This window comes from Faecalimicrobium sp. JNUCC 81 (assembly GCF_053667625.1).
On record NZ_CM132203.1, the window covers coordinates 2,242,175 to 2,264,792 of the forward strand.

Below are 22,618 nucleotides of genomic sequence, written 5' to 3' on the forward strand. Positions count from 1 at the left end.
CTAAGCGATGTAGGTCTTAATGCTTTTTCTAAGAGATATTATAAGCTATATAACCTATAATATCTCTTAGTATTAGTTTTTATTAACCTAAATGAGCGCTTAACTCTCTTTTCTTTCTATCTAATTCAGTTGGTTCAAGTGTCATTCTTTCATTATTTAAAAGACCTGCTACTCCTACCTTATGAACTTCTTTTTCACCTTTACAAACTTCACATTCACATATATGACTGTAGTTTGTTGGTTCTGTATAAGTAGTTATAACACCTTCAAAGTTTCTAAGTATTACTTTATCGTAACTTTGAGATATTACATAGTTTGGCATAACTGGAGTCTTACCTCCACCACCTGGTGCATCTACAACAAATGTTGGTACACAGTATCCTGATGTATGTCCTCTTAAACCTTCTATTATTTCTATACCTTTAGATACTGGAGTTCTAAAGTGCTCTATTCCAGTAGATAGGTCACATTGATAAATGTAGTATGGTCTAACTCTTATTTTTACTAAATCATTAACTAATTTCTTCATTACATGCATGCAATCGTTTACCCCACGTAATAAAACACTTTGGTTTCCTAAAGGTATACCTGCATTTGCCATTTTATTACAAGCTTCTATAGATTCTTCAGTTATTTCATTTGGATGGTTAAAGTGAGTATTTAACCAAACTGGATGATATTTCTTAAGCATATTTACTAAATCATCAGTTATTCTTTGTGGCATAACAACTGGAACTCTACTTCCTATTCTTATTATTTCAACATGTGGTATTTCTCTTAACTTGCTTATGATGTATTCTAATTTTTCATCACTCATTAAAAGTGCATCTCCACCTGATAATAATACATCTCTTATAACTGGAGTATTTCTTATATATTCTATAGCTCTATCTATTCTATCAACTGGTTGAGCTCCATCATTTTGTCCAGCAAATCTTCTTCTAGTACAGTGTCTACAATACATTGCACATTGATCTGTTATTAAAAGTAATGCTCTATCTGGATATCTATGAGTAAGTCCTGGTACTGGTGAATCTCCATCTTCGTGAAGTGGATCATCTAAATCAGCATCTGATACTTTAAGTTCACTTGAAACTGGTATAGCTTGCTTTCTTATTGGGTCATTTGCATTAGCTGGATCTATTAATGATAAGTAATAAGGTGTTATACTCATTCTTAAAGTTTTAAGACATTCCTTAACCCCTTCTTCTTCACTTTCTGTAAGTGGTATATATTTTTTTAATTCTTCAACTGTTGTTATTCTATTTTTTACTTGCCATTTCCAGTCATTCCATAATTCATTGCTAACGTCTGTAAATATTTTTCTTTCCATAATCCCCACCCCTTATATTTTATACGTATAGTTTTTTGAATATGTTTCTTATTGTTTCACTTTCTCTTAAAGCAGCTATTGTAACATCTGAATGACCTTTTGTGTATCCATTTCCTATTATCATATCTACATCTTTACCTACACCTTCAGCACCAAGTGCAGCTTTTGTAAATGCTGTTGCCATTGAGAAGAAGTATACTATTCCTCCATCTCTAACAGGTAGTATTGTACTCATTTCTGTATTTTGAACATTTACGCAGTTTATAGCTAAATCTACTTCTTTTCCTTCATTTACTTCTAATACCTTATTTAAAACTGCATTAGGATTTTGTGCATCTACAGTTATAACTTCATCTACAAGATTATTTTCTTTTAAGAACTTCTCTTGTCTTTCATCTCTAACAAGCCCTATTACTCTTCCGTTTTTACCAGCTTTTTTCTTAGCCTCATAACAACAAAGCATTCCAGATTTACCAGCAGCCCCAAGTATTAAAACACTATTTCCTTCTTTAACTAACTTTTGTGTCTGAGCAGGAGCACCAGCAACATCTAACGCTGCTAACGCTAAATTTTCTTCCATATCTGTTGGTAATTTTGCATATATACCACTTTCAAATAATATAGCTTTTCCTTTTATTTCAACTCTATCTATATCTGCTTTTATATCTATTATTTCTTCTATTTTTAATGGAGTTAATGATAATGATACAAGTGTTGCTATCTTATCTCCTATTTTTAAATCTGTCTTATCTGCTAAATCAGAACCTATTTTTTCTACTGTTCCTATTAACATCCCACCAGAACCAGTAACCGGATTTTGCATTTTTCCTTTTTCTTCTACTATGCTTAATATTTTTGATTTTATTTTTTCTACATCATGATTACATTCTTCTTCTATTTGAGTGAAACTTGCTGAATCTATGTTTAAAGCAGAAACATTTATTAATATTTCATTATCATAAATATTCATATCATTATTTATTTTTTTAGCTGGTTGTGGAAGTACATTTTCCCCTATAACTCTGTGTGTTCCGTATTTACATCCTTTCATGACTAATCCCCCTTTTATACTGTTTGTGCATTTCTACATACTAAATCATCGGCGATTATTAAATCAGCCTCTGTCATAGCCCTTAATTCTTCAATAGTTATATCTTCACTTATTTCTTTTACAACTAAACCTTCTTTTGTTACTTCCATAACAGCAAATTCAGTTATTATCATATCAACTACACCTTTTGCAGTTAATGGAAGAGTACATTCTTTAAGTATTTTAGATTTTCCTTTTACAGTGTGTAACATAGCAACTATAACTTTCTTTGCTCCAACTACTAAATCCATAGCTCCGCCCATCCCAGGAACCGTTTTCCCAGGAACTATCCAGTTAGCTAGGTTTCCATATTGGTCTACTTCTAAAGCTCCAAGTACTGTTACATCTACATGTCCTCCTCTTATAAGTCCAAAAGACATTGATGAATCAAAGAAAGCTCCATCTTCATTTATTGTTGCAAATTGACCACCTGCATTAGTTATATCTAGATTTACTTCATCTTCATTTGCAAGTTTTCCCATACCAACCATTCCATTTTCTGATTGGAAAGTTACATTTATACCTTCTTCTAGATAATTTGTTGTTAATGTTGGAAGTCCTATTCCTAAGTTTACTAATTGATTATTTTTAAATTCTTTAGCTACCCTTTTAGCTATAATCTCTTTAGGATTCATTTATTTCGCCTCCTTTATTATGTAATCTACGACTACACCTGGAGTCATTATCATCTCTTTTTCTAAGTCTTTAGATTCCACTAATTCTTCAGCTTCAACTATTACTAAATCACTTGCCATAGCTATCATTGGATTGAAGTTTTTAGTAGTTCCCCTATAAACTGTATTTCCAAATGAATCAACGACACTACCTTTTACAAGTGCTATATCTGCTCTTAGTGGTAATTCTAATAAATATTCTTTACCATTTACAGTTATTTTTTCTTTATTTTTTTCAACTAAAGTTCCCACTCCTGTTGGAGTTAATATTCCGCCTAGACCAAATCCACCTGCTCTTACTCTTTCTATAAGTGTTCCTTGTGGAGATAATTCAACTTCTAATTTGCCTTCATTCATTAGTCTTCCCGTCTGGGCATTTGTTCCTATATGAGAGGCTATAACCTTTTTAACTTGATTATTTACTATAAGTCTTCCTATTCCTTTATCCACAAAAGAAGTATCATTTCCTATTATAGTTAAGTTTTTAGCACCAGATTCTATAAGTGAATCTATAAGAACTTCTCCTGTCCCACAGCCTAAAAATCCACCTACCATAATAGTCATATCATCTTTAAAAAGATTCTTTAATGTTTCTACAGATATAACTTTGCTCATTTTATCCCCCCTAGATAGTTTAAGCTTCTTGTGTGCTTAATATATTAACCTCTAAACCTAGTATTTCACGAGCTTCTTTAGGTGAAGCTACTTCTCTACCAAGCTCTCTTACTATATTTGCAGCCTTTTTAACTAATTCTCCATTTGAAGATGCTGGTACCCCTTTTTTCATATATACATTATCTTCAAATCCTACTCTGATATGCCCACCTAATAATATACTTAAAGCTACCATATCAAATTGAGATCTTCCTATTCCACTTACTGTAAATGTAGCATTTTGAGGTATACTTTCTCTCATAAACATTAAATCTCTATAAGTTGCACTTATGCCTCCATTAACCCCCATTACAAAGTTAAAGTGCATGTTATCATTTATAAATCCTTTTTTGTTAAGTCTAATAGCCATATCTACCATACCTTTATCAAATACTTCTATTTCTGGCTTAACATTTAATTCTATCATTTTCTTTCCAAACTCTTTTATTGTATTTTCAGTATTTACAAATATTTCGTCTCCACCGAAGTTACAAGTTCCACAGTCTAGAGTTGCCATTTCAGGAGATAAATTTACCGGTTGGATTCTTTCTTCATTGCTCATTCCAACTGCTCCTCCAGTTGAAGGCTGAACAATTGCATCAGGGCACTCAACCTTTATAGCCTCTATACATTCCCTAAATCTATTTATATCTTGAGTTGGAGTTCCATCATCATCTCTTACATGAAGATGTATTATACTCGCTCCAGCATCATATGCAGACTTTGCTTCTCTTACTATTTCAGAAACAGTATATGGAACATTTGGATTATGTTCTTTTGTTACTTCTGCACCACATATAGCTGCAGTTATTATAACCTTTTGCATATTAAAGCCCCCCTACATAACTATAATCTTTGTTTATCTTTAGGTACTACACAAGTTCCACTAGCTTTACATACCACTATTGGATTTTCTAAAACTTCTGCTGCTGATTCATTTATATCAGTTCTTGGCACTATAACTTTTCTAGCTTCAAATACCATCTTTCTTGAACTATTTCCTACATTAACTATTTCACCAACAGCTTCTATATAATCACCAGCAAACACTGGTGCTAAAAACTCTACGCTATCATAAGCTTTAAATAATCCTTCATCACCATCATTTTGTATTAGTAGTTCAGTTGCTACATCTCCAAATAATTGAAGCATCTTAGCGCCATCTACTAAATTTCCACCATAATGAGCATCATTACTTCCCATTCTCATTCTTATCATTGCTTTCATGTTAAATTCCCCCTTTATGATTATTTATATATTTATTAACTGGTGTAGGCCTTTTAAAGCTAGACCTACACCAATTAGTAAGCTTTAGTTATTATGCTAATTCTTGTATTAAGTTTTTAACAACTTTATTAACATCTCCCACTATTGAAACATCTGCAGCTTCAAATATAGGTGCTTCGCTATTTTTATTTATAGCTATTATAAATTCAGATTCTTCCATACCAGCTAAATGTTGTATAGCCCCTGATATACCACAAGCAAGGTAAAGATCTGGTCTTACAGTTTTACCAGTTTGACCTACTTGGCGAGATTTATCAACCCATCCTGCATCAACTACAGCACGAGAAGCACTTACTTCAGCTCCTAATATGTCTGCTAATTCATATAAAGCATCCATATTTTCTTTAGAGCCAACTCCTCTTCCTGCTGATATAAGTATATTAGCATCTTCTATATTAATACTCTTTACAGTTTCTTTTATGTATTTTAATACTTCTACGTTTTTACCATTTTCACTAAAATCTACTACAAAGTTTTCTATATTTCCAGTTCTTGCAGTATCTTTTTCTAACTTTTTCATAACCCCTGGTCTTACAGTACTCATTTGTGGTCTATGATTTGGGCATATTATAGTAGCCATTATATTTCCACCAAATGCAGGTCTAGTCATTAAAAGTCCATTATTTTCATCATCTATTTCAAGTGATGTACAGTCTGCTGTAAGACCTGTTTCAATAGTAGCACTAACTCTTGGAGCTAAATCTCTACCTATTGTAGTAGCTCCTACTAAAACGATTTCTGGTTCTTTTTTATTTATAACTTCACAAAGTGCTTTAGCGTATGTATTAGTTACATATACATCTAAATTTTCATCATCAACACAAACTACTTCGTCTGCTCCATATTGTATAAGTTCTTCACTTAAATTTTTAACATTGTGTCCAAGAAGTACTGCACTTACTTTACTATTTAATTTATCTGCTAACTCTTTACCTCTTCCTATTAATTCCAAAGAAACATTTTGTATTTCACCACTTCTTTGTTCAACAAAAATCATTACACTCATTATTTTCCCTCCTATAATTACTACTCTTTGAGAAATATTTCGTCAAATTATTTGGTTTTTTAAGCCTTAGCTTCAGTTATTATAAACTTTTCTTTAAGTGCATTTACTATTATTGATGCTCCTTCTTTTTCATCTACATTATAAAGTGTTCCTTTAGCTTTAACTCCTTTAGTAAATGACTTTTTAACTTTAGTTGGAGAACCTTTAAGTCCTATCTCTTCTAAACAAACATCTATATCTTTTAAATTCCAAGTTTCTATTTTATCTTCTCTCATACAATCATATATTCTAGAAACTCTCATATATCTTGGAGTATTCATTTCTTTTAAAGTAGTTATAAGAAGTGGCATCTTTGCCTTTATAACTTGATATCCATCTTCAAAAGCTCTATTTACTATTACATGGTCATCTTCTACTTCTAATTTTTCAACGTAAGTTATAGATGGTATATCAAGGTGATTTGCTATTTGAGGACCAACTTGTGCTGTATCTCCATCTATTGCTTGTCTTCCTGCTATTATTAAATCATAATCTAACTTCTTTATAGCTCCTGCTATAGTTTTTGAAGTAGCTAATGTATCAGCTCCTGCAAAAGCTCTATCTGTAAGAAGTATTGCTCTATCAGCACCCATCGCTATTGCTTCTTTTAACGCATTTTTAGCTTGAGGTGGTCCCATTGTTAATACTGTAACTGTTGCACCCATTTTTTCTTTTAATATTACTGCTTCTTCTATTCCTGCTTTATCATCAGGGTTTATTATACTTGGAACCCCATCTCTTATTAATGTACCAGTTTTAGGGTCTAATTTTACTTCTGTTGTATCTGGTACTTGTTTTACACAAACTAATATATTCATATTTTTCCCTCCTAAAAATTCGCCTCATCTAATTTATCTAAGTAAATCTGCACCTATAACCATTCTTTGTACTTCACTTGTTCCTTCGTATATCTCAGTTATTTTTGCATCTCTCATCATTCTTTCTATATCATATTCACGAGTATATCCGTATCCTCCGTGAAGTTGTACTCCTTTAGTTGTAACTTCCATTGCCACTTCTGATGCATAAAGTTTTGCCATAGCTGCATCTACACTATAAGGTTTTCCTGCATCTTTTTTGCTAGCAGCTTTGTATACTAAAAGTCTTGCAGCTTCTATTTTAGTTTTCATATCAGCAAGTTCAAATTGAGTATTTTGGAAAGCCGATAAACTTCTACCAAATTGCTTTCTTTCTTTTACATAATCAACAGTAGTATCTAATGCACCTTGAGCAATTCCTAAGGCTTGTGCAGCTATACCTATACGTCCACCATCTAGTGTTTTCATAGCTATTTTAAACCCTTGCCCAACTCTACCTAATAAATTTTCTTTAGGTATTACACAGTTTTCAAATATAAGTTCACAAGTTGCAGAACCTCTTATACCAAGTTTTTTCTCTTTTTTACCTATAGTAAATCCTTCTGTTCCCTTTTCTACTATGAAAGCTGATATTCCACGAGTTCCTTTAGATTTATCAGTCATAGCCATAACTACATATATATCAGCAGGACCTGCATTAGTTATAAATACCTTAGTTCCATTTAATATATAGTTATCTCCATCTAAAACTGCAGTAGTTTGTTGAGATGATGCATCTGTACCTGCATTAGGTTCAGTTAAACCAAAAGCAGCTAATTTTTCACCTTTTGCAAGTGGCACTAAGAACTTTTGCTTTTGTTCTTCTGTACCAAATTCATATATAGGATTAGCTCCTAGTGAAGTATGAGCAGATACTATTACGCCTGTAGTTCCACAAGCTTTAGAAAGTTCTTCAACAGCTAATGTATATCCTAAATAATCTCCTCCTTCTCCACCATACTCTTTTGGAAAAGGTATTCCTAGTATTCCACATTCAGCCATTTTATCAACGGTTTCATATGGAAACTTTTCTTCCTCATCTATTTCATGTGCTATAGGAGCTACCTCATTTACTGTAAACTCTCTATACATCTGTTTTAATAATTCATATTTTTCCATAAATATCTCCCCTCTTTTGAATATACTATATTAGCATTTTTTTATTATTAAACTAGTACCTTGTCCTCCACCTATACAAAGTGTAGCAAGTCCTAGGTTAACATCTTCTCTCTTTTGCATTTCATATATTAAAGAAACTAATATTCTACACCCACTAGCTCCTACTGGATGACCCAGTGCTATTGCACCACCATTTACATTTACTTTTTCCATATCAAAGTTTAATTCTTTTGATACTGATAAAGCTTGAACTGCAAAAGCTTCATTTGCTTCTATTAAATCTATTTCTTCTAACTTTAGGTTTGCCTTTTGAAGAGCTTTTTGGGTTGCTGGAACTGGTCCATATCCCATTATGCTTGGGTCAACACCTGCTGAAGCATATGAAACTATACTTGCTAATGGCTTTAATCCTAATTCATTACACTTTTCTCTACTCATAAGTATTACCATTGCACTACCATCATTTATCCCAGATGCATTACCTGCACTAACAGTTCCATCCTTTTTAAATGCTGGTTTTAATTTAGATAATTTTTCTATAGTAGTATTGTGCTTTGGATGCTCATCAGTATCAAATATTATAGGATCGCCTTTTCTTTGAGGTATTAAAACTTCAACTATTTCATCTTTAAATCTATTATTTAATTGAGCATTTTTAGCTTTTTCTTGACTTAAAAGTGCAAACTCATCTTGTTCTTCTTTAGTTATCCCAAATTTTTGTGCTAAGTTTTCTGCAGTTATTCCCATATGATAATGATTAAAAGCATCTGTTAATCCATCATTTACTAAAGAGTCAACTAATTTATTGTCCCCTAAACCATATCCATATCTACCTTTATTTAGTAAATATGGAGCATTACTCATACTTTCACAGCCTCCAGCTAATACTACATCACAATCTCCAAGAGCTATAAATTGTGCTGCCATACTAACTGCTCTAAGTCCAGAACCACAAACTTTGTTTATAGCAAGTGCTGGAACTTCTACTGGAATACCAGATTTTACAGCAACTTGTCTTGCTACATTTTGCCCAAGACCTGCACTTAATACATTACCAATTAGCACTTCGTCTATTATTTTAGGATTTATATTAGCTCTTTTTATAGCTTCCTTTGCTGCTATAGTACCTAATTCTACAGAGCTTACATCTTTAAGCGAGCCACCTAAAGATCCTATTGGAGTTCTAACTGCTGAAACTATTACAACTTCCCTCATGCTTTACCCCCTTGACAATATCAATGATTGCTTTGTGATTTATTGAATGAATTTTGTGATTAATTATTTATAATCATAAAATCCTTTCTTACTCTTTCTCCCTAACATGCCAGCTCTTACCATTTTTCTTAAAAGTGGATGAGGTCTGTATTTTGAATCCCCAAATTCACTATATAGTACTTCCATTATATTTAAGCATACATCTAAACCTATAAGATCCCCTAAAGCTAGTGGTCCTATTGGGTGATTTGCTCCTAATTTCATTGCATTATCTATATCTTCTACATTTGCAATACCTTCTGCAAATATTCCTATTGCTTCATTTATCATAGGTACTAATATTCTATTAACTACAAATCCTGGTGCTTCAGCTACACTTACAGGAGTTTTATCTAATTGTGTACATAATTTATATATCGTGTCGTGAGTTTCTTTAGATGTCAGCATACCGTCTATTACTTCTACTAATTTCATAACTGGTGCTGGATTGAAAAAGTGCATTCCTATTACCTTTTCGGCTCTAGTCGTGCTTATTGATAAGTCTGTTATTGACAATGATGATGTGTTTGTTGCAAATATTGTTTCTTCCTTGCATATTTTGTCTAATTCTTCGAATAGTTGTTTTTTGATTTGCATATTTTCAACTATAGCTTCTATTATTAAGTCGCAATCTTTAGCTTTTTCTAAGTCTATAGTTTTTGAAAGTCTACTTAAAGTTTCATTCTTTTCTTCTTCTGTTATTTTTGCTTTTTCTACTTTCCTGTCTAAGCTTTTTGTTATTGTCTTGATTCCTTTTTCTAAGCTGTCATTGTTTAAATCCCTAAGTATTACTTGATGTCCATTAGCTATAAATACTTGTGCAATACCACTTCCCATAGTACCGCTTCCTATTACCATTATTTTCATAATTTTTCCCCCTATTAATGAACTATAATGAACTACTTAAATTTTTTTCACAATGTATATTAAATTTTGGTTCTCTTTTTTCTAAGAAAGCACTCATACCTTCTTCTTGATCATAACTTGCAAAGCATAGGCCAAATAAATTGTTTTCTAAGTTTATAGCACTATCTATATCTATTTCATAACCTCTGTTTATAGCATTTTTAGCATATCTTATAGCTAACTGTCCTTTAGATGAAATAAGTTTAGCCATCTCTACACATTCTTTCACTAAATCTTCTTGTTCTACAACTTTGTTAACTAAATTTATATTTAATGCTTCTTTCGAGGTTATTATTTGTGCACTGTATACAAGCTCTTTCGCTTTACCTACCCCAACAATTCTAGGCAATCGTTGAGTTCCACCAAATCCTGGTAATATTCCAAGATTAGCTTCTACCTGTCCAAATTTTGCTTTCGTACTTGCTATTCTAATATCACAACTCATAGCAAGTTCTAATCCACCTCCTAAGCAAAATCCATTTACTGCTGCTATTATAGGTTTTTCACAGTTTTCTATTTTCCTAAATAAACAATTTCCCGTTTTTGAAAATATTCTTGCTTCCTCAAAGTTCATACCTTTCATAGCTTCTATGTCTGCCCCTGCTACAAAAGCCTTTCCTTCTCCTGTTATTATACCTACATAAATTTCTTCATCATTACTGATGATATCAATAGCCATATCTAATTCTTTTAATACATCTTCATTTAATGCATTTAGATATTTTTCTCTGGCTATCTTTATTGTGTATACGTTTTCCTCTTTAGTACATATTAAATTTTTAAACATATATCTCCACCCTTTTAATAATAGTAATGTGTATGTTTTTATAAACAAAACTTTAATATAAAGTTTTATTTATATATAATATTCTACATGGATTTACGTATTCCTTCTCTTGTTTTAAATTATTTTTTTTATTTTAAATTAACTATTTCATTTTAAATTAAAATATTCTACAATTGCTTACATACTAATTTGTTTTTTTATATTTTCTTTTCATATCACACATTATATTACACCACTTTACAGCAAATTACAACTACCTAAACTTTCTTTTTCTTTATTTTTTCATAGATATAGTTATCAAGATAAATTTCTAGCAATTTAATCTAATTTCAACAAGTAGCTAGAAAATCATTCTACTCTGTTATTTTCTCTAAGATACACTTATCAAATTTCTTATCTATTAAACGTAATTAACAACTCCAAACTGGTACAAATCCTATTCAAATTTAATACTATAAAGTATAGTTTCAATTTTAACTGGGGGTGACAACTTGGGTAATATAGTACAAGTCAAAAATCTTTCGATGACTTTCTACAATAAAGAAGGGGAGCTACAAGTTCTAAATGATATGAATTTTTCTTTAAATGAGGGAGAAATTCTAACACTTCTTGGTCCTTCTGGATGTGGAAAGTCAACTATTTTAAACATTCTTACAAAACTTTTAAAACCAACTAATGGAGACGTAGTCGTAAATGGAAATATTGGGTATATGTTTCAAAAAGACCATTTACTAGAATGGAGAAACATAATGGACAATATAACACTAGGTCTTGAAATTCAAAAGAAAAAAACGACAAAAGCAATAGCCAGAGTTGAAGAACTTTTGAAAACTTATGGACTTTGGGAGTTTAGAAATATGTATCCAAAAGAACTGTCTGGTGGTATGAGACAAAGAGTTGCACTTATTCGTACTCTTTCAGTAAATCCTGATATTTTGCTTCTTGATGAACCTTTCTCTGCACTTGATTATCAAACAAGACTTTTAGTAAGTGATGATGTTTATAAAATTATAAGAAATGAAAATAAATCTGCAATTTTAGTTACACATGATATAAGTGAAGCTATCTGTCACAAAGTGCAACCTTTGATAAAATTGGTGTAACTACTATTTATTAACTGATTTACTATAAAACATGGTAATATTAAATAAAAATCAATATAAGCCCTAAGTCAATATCCACGACTTAGGGCTTATATTGATTTTTATTTTAATTAGATTCAAATACTGTTTGATTATCTATTTCTGTTTGAAGTGCTTTTAATCCCCTTAATACCAAGTTTCTTCTTATTTTCTTGCTATCTACATCACTTAAAGTTGGATTCCCTAGTGGATATGGTATACCTACTGCTGGTACTATTCTATTTGCACCTATCGTTAAAGATATTGGTACTACTGTACATATATGAACTACAGCAATTCCTGCCCTTTCTATTTCTTTTACCATCGTTGCACCGCAACGTGTACAAGTACCTCACGTAGAAGTAAGTATCACAGCTTTAACACCATCTGCTACTAATTTCTTAGCAAAATCTTCTCCAAAACTTTTAGCATTACCAACACTCGTTCCTGTACCTGTTGTAGTTACAAAATAGTTTGCTAACTCTCCTATTACACCTTCTTTTTCTAACTCTCTTAAAACATCAAGTGGAACTACTAAGTTAGGGTTTTTTAGCACATAAGCTCTATCATATCCTCCATGTATTGTTGTGAAATCATCTTTTGACATAGAATCCATTCCTGTTAAATCATATATACCATACTTTGTAGCACTTGAAGATTCTATTCTATCTGGATTATCAATTGGAACTATACCTCCTGATGTAACTAATGCAACCTTTACTTTTGATATATCAATTATTGCTTTAGCAGGATCAACTCTATCAAACTCTGGCATAGGATACTCTGTTATATAGTTTTGTTTATTCATTTTTCTAACTAACATTTCTACTGCTCTTTCAGAACCCCTTAGCTCATGGAAGTAGTTAATTCTTATTCCTCTTTGAATATAACCTTCAACCTCTGGTGGACCTACTTCTTCACCTTTTGCTAATTTTATACCAATACTTGCCATTTTAGGGATAGATTTTCTTAAATCTGCTGCTGAGCTTTTAGTTGATACTATATATAAATCAATCTTAAACATATCAACGCCTGGATTTTCAACATACATTCCTGTAACTACCGGTATATTTAATTCTTCTTCAACTTTTTTACATATACTACCACAAGCAACTCCGTATCTACCTGCATTAAAAGCTGGCCCTGCTATAAATATGTCTGGTCTTTCCTCTTTTATCATTTCTAATAATACTTTACTAGCTTCTTCAATATTTTCTCCAAAATATGAATCTCCACAGATTACAGTTGCTACTATTTCAGCTTCTTCACCTAATGACTTTTGAAGAGCTATTCCAGGACCTACTACTCCAACTCTTTTTTCAGGTTTTATATCAGCTTTTTCTTCTCCTCCAATTCCCGCAAAGAAATTGTTTATATAATGAACTACTCTTAACTTACTCATAAAATTCCCCCCTATTTAATATTAATAGTATCTAGCTGCTAGGTGGTTGTATCCATTTGCTATGGTAGAAGCTATGATTATTTGAATCTCTGCATACATACTTCCATCTTCTTCAATACAACCTTTATATCCACCTATCATCATCTCTACATACTCTAAAGTACCTATTACTTTATCCATAGCTGGGAAATGTACTACTAAATTACCTTGACCACAAGACACTAATGCATCAGCTTCTTTAGTTGCATCTGCTACTGATTGACTCTTTCCATCTTTTCCAGGGAACTCATCTGTTATTAATACAACATCACAACCTACATTAGTACATTTTTTACAGTTCATCATTAAATCTGTATCTGGGTTTCCATATCCTTCTTCTGTTATGATAATTCCATCTACTCCTAAGTATTCAACTAACTTTGCAACCATATCAGAACTTCTTTCTTTATCCATTAAAAACACATTTTCATTGGTTAATACAACTCCTACAAAGTTTAAATCTTTTCCATGTCTTTTGTATAAGTCTTCTATAACTGGATTGTTTAAGTGATGAAAGGTAGTTACCTTATCACAAGGTGCAACGCAATTTCCTGATATTATAGCCCCATCCATGATTTCTGTTGGATACATAAATGTAGGAACCATTTGCTTAGCATCTACTCCATAGTAATAAGTATCATGTAAAAGCCCTTGAGATTGCAGCATGTGAACATATGCTACTGTAGGAAGATTTTCATATTCTTTTATCTGCTTTGCTAATGGTTTTGTTTCGTATGTTACTATTTCATCTGGCTCTACTTCTTTACCTGATTGACCTATATATGTAGCAACTTTAAGACCTGCTATTCTTGCAGCTGCCTCATAGTTATGAGTTTCTAAATTCTCCTTAGGCTCTACTACGATACAAATATTATTTGTATTTGAAAATGGTGTATACTTTGCAGTTGGTCCGCTCATATCAATTACACCTTCTTGAAAACCTACTATACTACCGCAAGTTACTACACAAGCTCCAATTAATGCATGAGTTCTTCCTTCTCCTACAGTTTTAACCTTACTTATAATCCCTGGAAATATTCCACTTTCAGAGTCTACTTTGACTCTTGGCTCTATAACATCTTTTACTGGAGCAATTCTAATTGACTCACCCGGTCTAGCTAACTCAACTTTAACTTCTTTTATTCGTTCATCTTCTAATACTAATCTCTCAACTTCATCTTTATTTACGTATAGAGTTGATTTTACTACCTTAGTTTCTGTTCCAAATTGTACATCATTTATAAATATTTTACCTAATTCTAACTTCATTAAAATACCCCCTTTTGTTTATATGATATATTGTTTGCTATTTTTAGGTATTAATCTTTTATCTTAAATCCTTCATAACATAGTGCATATGGCTTTGGTTTAATATATTTTCCCTTACCTTTTTCACCTACAAATTTTCCTCTTTGTGCTACAAGGCTACCACGTAAAAATACCTTATCAGCTATTCCATATCTTTCAAATCCTTCAAAAGCTGCATAGTCAGTTCCTTCATAACTATCAGCATGTGTAATAGTTCCTCTATAAGAAGGATCATATATTACAATATCTGCATCTGAACCTGGAAGTATAGCTCCTTTTTGAGGATATAGTCCTACTATTTTTGCAGGTGTAGTTGCAAATATATCTACAAATCTTTGTTTTGAAATTTTTCCTTTTTCAACTCCTTGAGTCCAAAGCATAACCATTCTATCTTGTACACTAGGACAACCATTAGGAATTTTTGCAAAATTATTAAGACCATCTTTTTTCTTTTCAAAGCCACCTTTAACAGCTGCATGGTCTGAACCTACAGCAAGCAAGTAATTATTTTTTATTGCATCCCACATAGCATCAATATGTTCATCTGTTCTAAGTGCTGGTGAACATACATATTTAGCACCCTCAAAGTTTGGTTTTTCTAAGAAGGATTGATTTAGAGTTAGATAATGAGTACAAGTTTCTCCGTATACTGGTAATCCTTTTTCATTAGCAGCTTTAATATGTTCCATAGCTCCTTTTGATGAAACATGGACTACAAATAAAGGGCATCCAGCAAGTTCTGATAGATAAATAGCCCTTTGTGTAGCTTCATCTTCAACAATAGCAGGTCTTGAATATGCGTGATAAACTGGCTCAGTTTTCCCTTGAGATAATAACTGATTTTGCAGAGTATATACCATATCTCCATTTTCAGCGTGAACCATAATAGTTATTCCATAATCCTTAGCTATTTGCATACCTTTAAATATTAAATCATCTGGTACCATAAAAGGCGTATATTTATATGCCATAAAAAATTTAAGAGTTGTAATACCAGCATCAACCATCTTTGGAATTTCATCTAGCAAACTTTCATTAGTATCCATAACCATTCCATGGAATGAGTAATCAGATGATGATTTTCCATCTGCAAATTCTTTATTTTGTATATCAATAGATTCAATTATACCCCTACCTTTAATCTGAGGAGCAAAGTCAACTATAGTAGTTGTTCCACCTACAAGTGCTGCATGAGATGTTTCAAAAGAAAGTGTAGCAAAAGAACCCATATGTACATGTTCGTCTACTCCACCTGGAATTACATATTTATCAGTAGCATCTATTACCTCATGACCATCCTCACATAAGTTTAGACCAATTTCTATAATTTTTTCTCCTTCTATAAGGATATCTGAAACAAATTCGTCATTAGCAGATAAAACTGTACCATTTTTAATAACTATACCCATATACATACCTCCCATTTAAAAATTACTTGGCTCACTTAGTAAGTTCTCATCCTGTTTCTAAAATTTGAAAAGGAGGCACTTTATATTATGTACCTCCTATGTTAGTAAATTATTTGTTATTTACTTTTAATACTATTTATTGCCATACTTTCTATCTGATTTAGTATATACACTTGAGTCTATTCCTTCTAAGTACTCAACAACCTCTTCAACAGAAACAACATCACAGAACTTAGCTTCCATATCAAATAAGTTCCACTCAATAACTCCAGGAACTCTATCACCAATTGTTCCTCTTGGAACTATTGTTTTAAATCCATATCCTGTAGAATCCATTACTGTATGTCTAACACATGCACAAGCAGTAGCTCCCATTACTATTAATGTATCTACACCTAAGTAATTAAGAGTTTGAGCTAAATGAGTTCCAAAGAAGTTAGATGCATATTTTTTATGTATAACTGGTTCTTCTGGTCTTGGCTTTAATTTAGGATCTATTTCCAGCCACTCAGAGTTAATATCAAGAGCACTCATAGGTATTTTTTCATCCCATCTTGGAAGATCCCATTGTGCATCTCCAATATATCCAGTTGTAGTATGAAATATTGGTACTCCAGCTTTTCTTCCTGCTTCTAAAACTTTAAGTGCCTCTGCACAAACTGCTTCAGATTTATCACAAGTAAATGGATGGCCTTCACTCATCCAAGCCTTAGCCATATCAACAGTTGTTATAGCTGGTGCTTTACCATAACCCATCTTTCTCATAAATCCTCTTTCTTTGTAAACTTCCCTTGCTTCATCAAATGCCTTTCTTAATAGTTCCTCATCAAATTGGTAATTATCAACAAATTTAAAATCCTTATTCTTCATAATAAAATATTCCCCCTTATTTATTTTTAAGGAATGTTTCCTTTGCCTTTATATAGCAAGGTTCATGCCAAAAATAAATAAAGTTGAAAACTAAGCTATAAAGCTATTTTTCTGTTATAAAGTAAAATTCATTTGCAATTTTGCAAATGAATTAAATTATCTTGTGTCTTATCCATTAATATTGTAGTTTTATCATAACTGCAAAAGAAAAACTTTTTTTGCAGTTTTTCAAAATAAATCATAGATTTATCCCAAATTTATATATAGGTTATGAATTTTCTTTTATATTTTTTATTTTATGTAAATTTTAATTTATACTTATTCATTTTTCTTGATAATGTAGAGTAGTGTATCCCCAAAACTGCTGAGGCTTCTTCTAAGGTGTGATATTTTGAAATTGTATCTTCTATTATTGTTTTTTCATATAGTCCCATAAGATAATTTAGTTTTTCTTTCTTTATAAGATTACTACCACTTTTATAATCGGAAATCATTATTTGCGATAAAATTTTTCCAGGTATCATTTCTACTTCTATTGTTTTTTCACTTAAAATAAATAGATATTCTACTAAATTTTCAAGTTCTCTAACATTGCCTGGATAATCATATCTTAAAAGATAATTCATGGCTTCTTTAGATATTTCTTTATTTGTCTTATACTTGTTATTAAGCTTTTTAATAAAATATTTTATAAATACTTCTATTTCTTCACTCCTTTCTCTAAGAGGAGGTATTGTAATTGGAAAAACATTAAGTCTAAAGTAAAGATCTTGTCTAAAGTTTTTATTTTCAACTTCCTGTTCCAAGTTTCTATTTGTAGATGCAATGACTCTTATATCAAGTTTAATACTATTTTTCCCACCTATTCTAGTAATTTCTTTTTCTTGAAGAGCACGAAGTAATTTTGATTGTACTAATAATTCTAACTCTCCTATCTCATCAAGAAATAAAGTCCCGCCATTTGCAAGTTCAAAAAATCCTATTTTCCCATTAGTAGAAGCTCCTGTAAAAGCTCCTTTTTCATATCCAAATAGTTCTGATTCAAATAATTCCTTTGGTATTGCTGCACAGTTTACTTTTATAAATATATTATCTTTTCTTAAACTTTGGCTATGAATATACTTACTTAATACTTCTTTTCCCGTACCTGATTCACCATATATCATAACTGTTGAATCAAAAATTGCTACTTTAGAAGCAAGATTTTCTGTATTTTTCATTGCTTTACTTGTAAATATATAATCTTCACTTTTATTTATTAAGTTTTTTAAATTTATTATCTTCTGATTTGCTTTTTTCTCTTTAGCGATATATTCCTTAATCTCTTCTTTTAACTTTGCAAGATCTTCCATATCTCTAGTATTATTTATGACACCTATTATTTTTCTGTTATTATCAAAAATAGGTTTTGCAGAGCTAATAGCTGACTTTCCAGTTATATATCTATGTGTTGTAGAAATAGACCTTCCATTTTTTAAAACTTCTAAAGATATTGCTTTATTTATAATTCCATTATTTAAAAGAGTTAAAAGATTCTTATTTATAATATCCTCTTTTTTTAAACCTGTAATATCTTCATACTGTGAATTTACATATATTATGTTTCCTTCTCCGTCTGTAATTAATATCCCATCATAAGATGAGTCAATGGCATACTTATAAAAGCTACTATTCAATATTTACTCCTCCTTTATTATTGGTAACTATTTATAAATTATCTACTTCATAATTTATTCTATTAATAAACATCTTATCCTCTAGCTATAGACGATATTATCTAAGAGTATAATAATTACGTAAATTATAAAATATAAGCCCTATGTCATTAATCACGACCTAGGGCTTATATTTTATATATTAAATTTATTCTTGGTAATATAATCCGTAAATGGTATATTTGCTACTAATTAACACTATACTTTAAGCTTATAATCTGTTAATTTATCCTATATGTCTATATATCGTTTAAAAACAATCTTTTTAGCCTGTTCATATGTAGCCCCTGTATGTTCTATCTCCTTAATAGAAATCCATATTTGATACGCTAGTGCTAAATTCTCTTCTCCATATAATTCTAACTGTTGATCTAGTATCCACTTTGCCTTTATACTCTCTATTTCATCATTTAAATAGCTATCTTCTGGATAATTTACTTTTACTTTTATATCTTCTGAACTAATACGCATAAAGTCATCCTCCCTGCGAATCCTTTTATACTACGATATTCAATATAACTGTGTGTTGTTACCTTCGTTATGTTTTTATATTAAAATAATTTATATATTTATATAAGTTAACAAAATATATTAAATCCTTATATTATAATATATATCTAGGTTAATAAATGGAGGTAATAAATGAAAATAGCTATATACTCTCGTAAATCCGTATTCACAGGGAAAGGAGAGTCAATAGAAAATCAAATCCAATTATGCAATGATTACATTAATTCTCACTACTCTGTTTCAAAGGATGATATATATGTATATCAGGATGAAGGTTATTCTGGAAGTAATACGAATAGACCTATGTTTAAAAAGTTACTATCTGATGCTAATAGTAAAAACTTTGACTGTTTAGTGTGCTATCGCTTAGATAGAATCTCAAGAAATATATCAGATTTTTCATCTTTAATAGAACATTTAAATAAATTAAACATTGACTTTGTATCTATCAAAGAACAATTCGATACATCAACTCCAATGGGAAGAGCCATGCTATATATTTCATCCGTATTTGCACAGCTAGAACGTGAAACTATCGCCGAACGCGTCAGGGATAATATGTATGAATTAGCAAAAACCGGACGATGGTTAGGTGGAAGAACCCCTTATGGATTCAAATCTTCTTGCATAACATATTTTGATGAAAATATGACACAACGTAAAATGTATAAATTAGAAACTGATAAAGAAAGTATGGAAGTTGTTAAATACATTTTCAATAAGTATATTAAACTTGGATCTCTAACTAAACTCCATAAACATTTATATGAAAATGGTATAAAAGGTCCTTACGATGGTAGCTTCTCTCCTAGCTCAGTTTCTACCTTATTAAGAAATCCTGCATATGTAAATGCAACTGAAGAAGTATTTAACTATTTGAGAAGTAAACATTTTGATGTTATAGGATCTCCTGATAATAAACATGGCCTATTAACATATGCTAAAAATAGCTCTACTCCTATTGCCGCTTTAGCTAACCATGAAGGAGTTATATGCGCAAAAGATTGGATTAAAGTTCAGAAATTATTAGATATTAATAGTAATAAAGCTCCTAGGACTGGAACTGGATCTAATACTTTACTTTCAGGCATTTTAAAATGTTCAATATGTGGATCAAGTATGAGACTATCATATAAAAGCTCAGCTAATGGAACTATCATTTATTATGTATGTGGAAAGAAAAAAACACTTGGTAAATCTGCTTGTAGCTGTAAAAATATAAGAGCTGATAAAATCGAGCCACTAGTAATTTCTCGTATAAAAAATGTAAATGTAGAATCCATGATAAAAGAATATAAAAAATCTAAATTAATTAATAAACAAAACAATAAAGATCTAGACATAAAAATAAGCTCATTAAGTTCAACTATGAAAGAAAAAGAAAAACTTGTTGATAATCTAGTTATGCAATTAGCTAAATTTAAAGATAGCTTAGCTTCCTCTTTTATAATTAAAAAAATAGAAATGCTTAATAATGAAATATTAAATTTAAAATCTGAACTTGATTCTTTAAAAAGTCATACTCAAGAAATAAACAATTCAAATTTAAACTTAGATGTTTTAATAAACAATCTAAATAGATTCAATGATGAGATTGATAATGCTAATGTAGATAAAAAAAAACAATTATTAAATTCCATACTAGAATCCGTGGATTGGTCTTCTAGTAATAATACTTTAATAATTAACTATGTTGGCTTTAATCCTCAATTAAATTCACTAAACCCTACCGATAAAATAAACTCAAAGTTGCATTTTTAAACACAAAGCAGAAGCTATCTGTCACAAAGTGCAACCTTTGATAAAATTGGTGTAACTACTATTTATTAACTGATTTACTATAAAACATGGTAATATTAAATAAAAATCAATATAAGCCCTAAGTCAATATCCACGACTTAGGGCTTATATTGATTTTTATTTTAATTAGATTCAAATACTGTTTGATTATCTATTTCTGTTTGAAGTGCTTTTAATCCCCTTAATACCAAGTTTCTTCTTATTTTCTTGCTATCTACATCACTTAAAGTTGGATTCCCTAGTGGATATGGTATACCTACTGCTGGTACTATTCTATTTGCACCTATCGTTAAAGATATTGGTACTACTGTACATATATGAACTACAGCAATTCCTGCCCTTTCTATTTCTTTTACCATCGTTGCACCGCAACGTGTACAAGTACCTCACGTAGAAGTAAGTATCACAGCTTTAACACCATCTGCTACTAATTTCTTAGCAAAATCTTCTCCAAAACTTTTAGCATTACCAACACTCGTTCCTGTACCTGTTGTAGTTACAAAATAGTTTGCTAACTCTCCTATTACACCTTCTTTTTCTAACTCTCTTAAAACATCAAGTGGAACTACTAAGTTAGGGTTTTTTAGCACATAAGCTCTATCATATCCTCCATGTATTGTTGTGAAATCATCTTTTGACATAGAATCCATTCCTGTTAAATCATATATACCATACTTTGTAGCACTTGAAGATTCTATTCTATCTGGATTATCAATTGGAACTATACCTCCTGATGTAACTAATGCAACCTTTACTTTTGATATATCAATTATTGCTTTAGCAGGATCAACTCTATCAAACTCTGGCATAGGATACTCTGTTATATAGTTTTGTTTATTCATTTTTCTAACTAACATTTCTACTGCTCTTTCAGAACCCCTTAGCTCATGGAAGTAGTTAATTCTTATTCCTCTTTGAATATAACCTTCAACCTCTGGTGGACCTACTTCTTCACCTTTTGCTAATTTTATACCAATACTTGCCATTTTAGGGATAGATTTTCTTAAATCTGCTGCTGAGCTTTTAGTTGATACTATATATAAATCAATCTTAAACATATCAACGCCTGGATTTTCAACATACATTCCTGTAACTACCGGTATATTTAATTCTTCTTCAACTTTTTTACATATACTACCACAAGCAACTCCGTATCTACCTGCATTAAAAGCTGGCCCTGCTATAAATATGTCTGGTCTTTCCTCTTTTATCATTTCTAATAATACTTTACTAGCTTCTTCAATATTTTCTCCAAAATATGAATCTCCACAGATTACAGTTGCTACTATTTCAGCTTCTTCACCTAATGACTTTTGAAGAGCTATTCCAGGACCTACTACTCCAACTCTTTTTTCAGGTTTTATATCAGCTTTTTCTTCTCCTCCAATTCCCGCAAAGAAATTGTTTATATAATGAACTACTCTTAACTTACTCATAA

21 protein-coding genes are annotated in these 22,618 nt (G+C 31.1%); 2 read left to right on the forward strand and 19 right to left on the reverse strand.

Features of this window, described 5'->3' with window-relative positions; genetic code table 11:
- Positions 1 to 82: 82 nt before the first annotated feature.
- The 12 genes from kamA to JNUCC81_RS11170 all read right to left on the reverse strand — a co-directional run bounded on the left by kamA (position 83) and on the right by JNUCC81_RS11170 (position 11,006).
- The gene (gene kamA, locus JNUCC81_RS11115) at positions 83 to 1,333 is read right to left on the reverse strand and encodes a lysine 2,3-aminomutase (protein WP_454093532.1); all 1,251 of its coding nucleotides are present in this window, start codon (positions 1,331 to 1,333) and stop codon (positions 83 to 85) included.
- Between the two features lie 19 nt (positions 1,334 to 1,352).
- Positions 1,353 to 2,384 (reverse strand): L-erythro-3,5-diaminohexanoate dehydrogenase, encoded by a 1,032-nt coding sequence (gene kdd / locus JNUCC81_RS11120; protein WP_454093533.1) that lies wholly within the window; start codon positions 2,382 to 2,384, stop codon positions 1,353 to 1,355.
- A gap of 14 nt (positions 2,385 to 2,398) precedes the next feature.
- Complete coding sequence (locus JNUCC81_RS11125; protein WP_454093534.1) at positions 2,399 to 3,058, reverse strand: 3-oxoacid CoA-transferase subunit B; 660 nt, start codon at positions 3,056 to 3,058, stop codon at positions 2,399 to 2,401.
- Positions 3,059 to 3,712, reverse strand: coding sequence for a 3-oxoacid CoA-transferase subunit A (locus JNUCC81_RS11130; protein ID WP_454093535.1), 654 nt, complete (start codon positions 3,710 to 3,712; stop codon positions 3,059 to 3,061).
- Between the two features lie 19 nt (positions 3,713 to 3,731).
- The gene (gene kce, locus JNUCC81_RS11135) at positions 3,732 to 4,577 is read right to left on the reverse strand and encodes a 3-keto-5-aminohexanoate cleavage enzyme (RefSeq protein ID WP_208334605.1); all 846 of its coding nucleotides are present in this window, start codon (positions 4,575 to 4,577) and stop codon (positions 3,732 to 3,734) included.
- 20 nt (positions 4,578 to 4,597) lie between these two features.
- Complete coding sequence (gene kal, locus JNUCC81_RS11140; protein ID WP_208334606.1) at positions 4,598 to 4,978, reverse strand: 3-aminobutyryl-CoA ammonia lyase; 381 nt, start codon at positions 4,976 to 4,978, stop codon at positions 4,598 to 4,600.
- Between the two features lie 91 nt (positions 4,979 to 5,069).
- The gene (locus JNUCC81_RS11145; RefSeq protein ID WP_454093536.1) at positions 5,070 to 6,044 is read right to left on the reverse strand and encodes an electron transfer flavoprotein subunit alpha/FixB family protein; all 975 of its coding nucleotides are present in this window, start codon (positions 6,042 to 6,044) and stop codon (positions 5,070 to 5,072) included.
- A 59-nt stretch (positions 6,045 to 6,103) separates the two neighbouring features.
- The gene (locus JNUCC81_RS11150; RefSeq protein ID WP_454093537.1) at positions 6,104 to 6,901 is read right to left on the reverse strand and encodes an electron transfer flavoprotein subunit beta; all 798 of its coding nucleotides are present in this window, start codon (positions 6,899 to 6,901) and stop codon (positions 6,104 to 6,106) included.
- Positions 6,902 to 6,934: 33 nt separating this feature from the next.
- The gene (locus tag JNUCC81_RS11155) at positions 6,935 to 8,059 is read right to left on the reverse strand and encodes an acyl-CoA dehydrogenase (protein WP_454093538.1); all 1,125 of its coding nucleotides are present in this window, start codon (positions 8,057 to 8,059) and stop codon (positions 6,935 to 6,937) included.
- Positions 8,060 to 8,089: 30 nt separating this feature from the next.
- On the reverse strand, positions 8,090 to 9,274 hold the full coding sequence (locus JNUCC81_RS11160; RefSeq protein ID WP_454093539.1) for an acetyl-CoA C-acetyltransferase: 1,185 nt from the start codon (positions 9,272 to 9,274) through the stop codon (positions 8,090 to 8,092).
- 63 nt (positions 9,275 to 9,337) lie between these two features.
- The gene (locus JNUCC81_RS11165) at positions 9,338 to 10,180 is read right to left on the reverse strand and encodes a 3-hydroxybutyryl-CoA dehydrogenase (protein ID WP_454093540.1); all 843 of its coding nucleotides are present in this window, start codon (positions 10,178 to 10,180) and stop codon (positions 9,338 to 9,340) included.
- A gap of 22 nt (positions 10,181 to 10,202) precedes the next feature.
- Entirely contained in the window at positions 10,203 to 11,006 is an 804-nt protein-coding gene (locus tag JNUCC81_RS11170) for an enoyl-CoA hydratase-related protein (RefSeq protein WP_454093541.1), read from the reverse strand.
- 491 nt (positions 11,007 to 11,497) lie between these two features.
- Between JNUCC81_RS11170 and JNUCC81_RS11175 the strand changes: the two genes are divergently transcribed.
- Positions 11,498 to 12,109, forward strand: coding sequence for an ABC transporter ATP-binding protein (locus JNUCC81_RS11175; RefSeq protein WP_454093542.1), 612 nt, complete (start codon positions 11,498 to 11,500; stop codon positions 12,107 to 12,109).
- A 106-nt stretch (positions 12,110 to 12,215) separates the two neighbouring features.
- On the opposite strand, the gene grdF (JNUCC81_RS11180) is transcribed toward JNUCC81_RS11175, so the two are convergent.
- The 6 genes from grdF (JNUCC81_RS11180) to JNUCC81_RS11205 form a co-directional block, all read right to left on the reverse strand.
- Entirely contained in the window at positions 12,216 to 13,529 is a 1,314-nt protein-coding gene (grdF, locus tag JNUCC81_RS11180) for a sarcosine reductase complex component B subunit beta (RefSeq protein WP_454093543.1), read from the reverse strand.
- Between the two features lie 21 nt (positions 13,530 to 13,550).
- On the reverse strand, positions 13,551 to 14,837 hold the full coding sequence (gene grdG, locus JNUCC81_RS11185; protein WP_208333528.1) for a sarcosine reductase complex component B subunit alpha: 1,287 nt from the start codon (positions 14,835 to 14,837) through the stop codon (positions 13,551 to 13,553).
- Positions 14,838 to 14,887: 50 nt separating this feature from the next.
- Positions 14,888 to 16,285 (reverse strand): dihydropyrimidinase, encoded by a 1,398-nt coding sequence (hydA, locus tag JNUCC81_RS11190; protein WP_454093544.1) that lies wholly within the window; start codon positions 16,283 to 16,285, stop codon positions 14,888 to 14,890.
- Positions 16,286 to 16,417: 132 nt separating this feature from the next.
- Positions 16,418 to 17,155, reverse strand: a complete 738-nt coding sequence (locus tag JNUCC81_RS11195) for an isochorismatase family protein (protein ID WP_454093545.1) — start codon at positions 17,153 to 17,155, stop codon at positions 16,418 to 16,420.
- Between the two features lie 296 nt (positions 17,156 to 17,451).
- On the reverse strand, positions 17,452 to 18,831 hold the full coding sequence (locus JNUCC81_RS11200; protein ID WP_454093546.1) for a sigma-54 interaction domain-containing protein: 1,380 nt from the start codon (positions 18,829 to 18,831) through the stop codon (positions 17,452 to 17,454).
- Positions 18,832 to 19,101: 270 nt separating this feature from the next.
- Entirely contained in the window at positions 19,102 to 19,341 is a 240-nt protein-coding gene (locus tag JNUCC81_RS11205) for a hypothetical protein (RefSeq protein WP_454093547.1), read from the reverse strand.
- 171 nt (positions 19,342 to 19,512) lie between these two features.
- Here JNUCC81_RS11205 and JNUCC81_RS11210 point away from each other — a divergent pair, with 171 nt between their 5' ends.
- Positions 19,513 to 21,141: a recombinase family protein gene (locus JNUCC81_RS11210; RefSeq protein WP_454093548.1), complete on the forward strand. Its 1,629-nt coding sequence runs from the start codon at positions 19,513 to 19,515 to the stop codon at positions 21,139 to 21,141.
- Between the two features lie 161 nt (positions 21,142 to 21,302).
- On the opposite strand, the gene grdF (JNUCC81_RS11215) is transcribed toward JNUCC81_RS11210, so the two are convergent.
- Positions 21,303 to 22,616, reverse strand: a complete 1,314-nt coding sequence (gene grdF / locus JNUCC81_RS11215) for a sarcosine reductase complex component B subunit beta (RefSeq protein ID WP_454093543.1) — start codon at positions 22,614 to 22,616, stop codon at positions 21,303 to 21,305.
- Between the last annotated feature and the right edge of the window lie 2 nt (positions 22,617 to 22,618).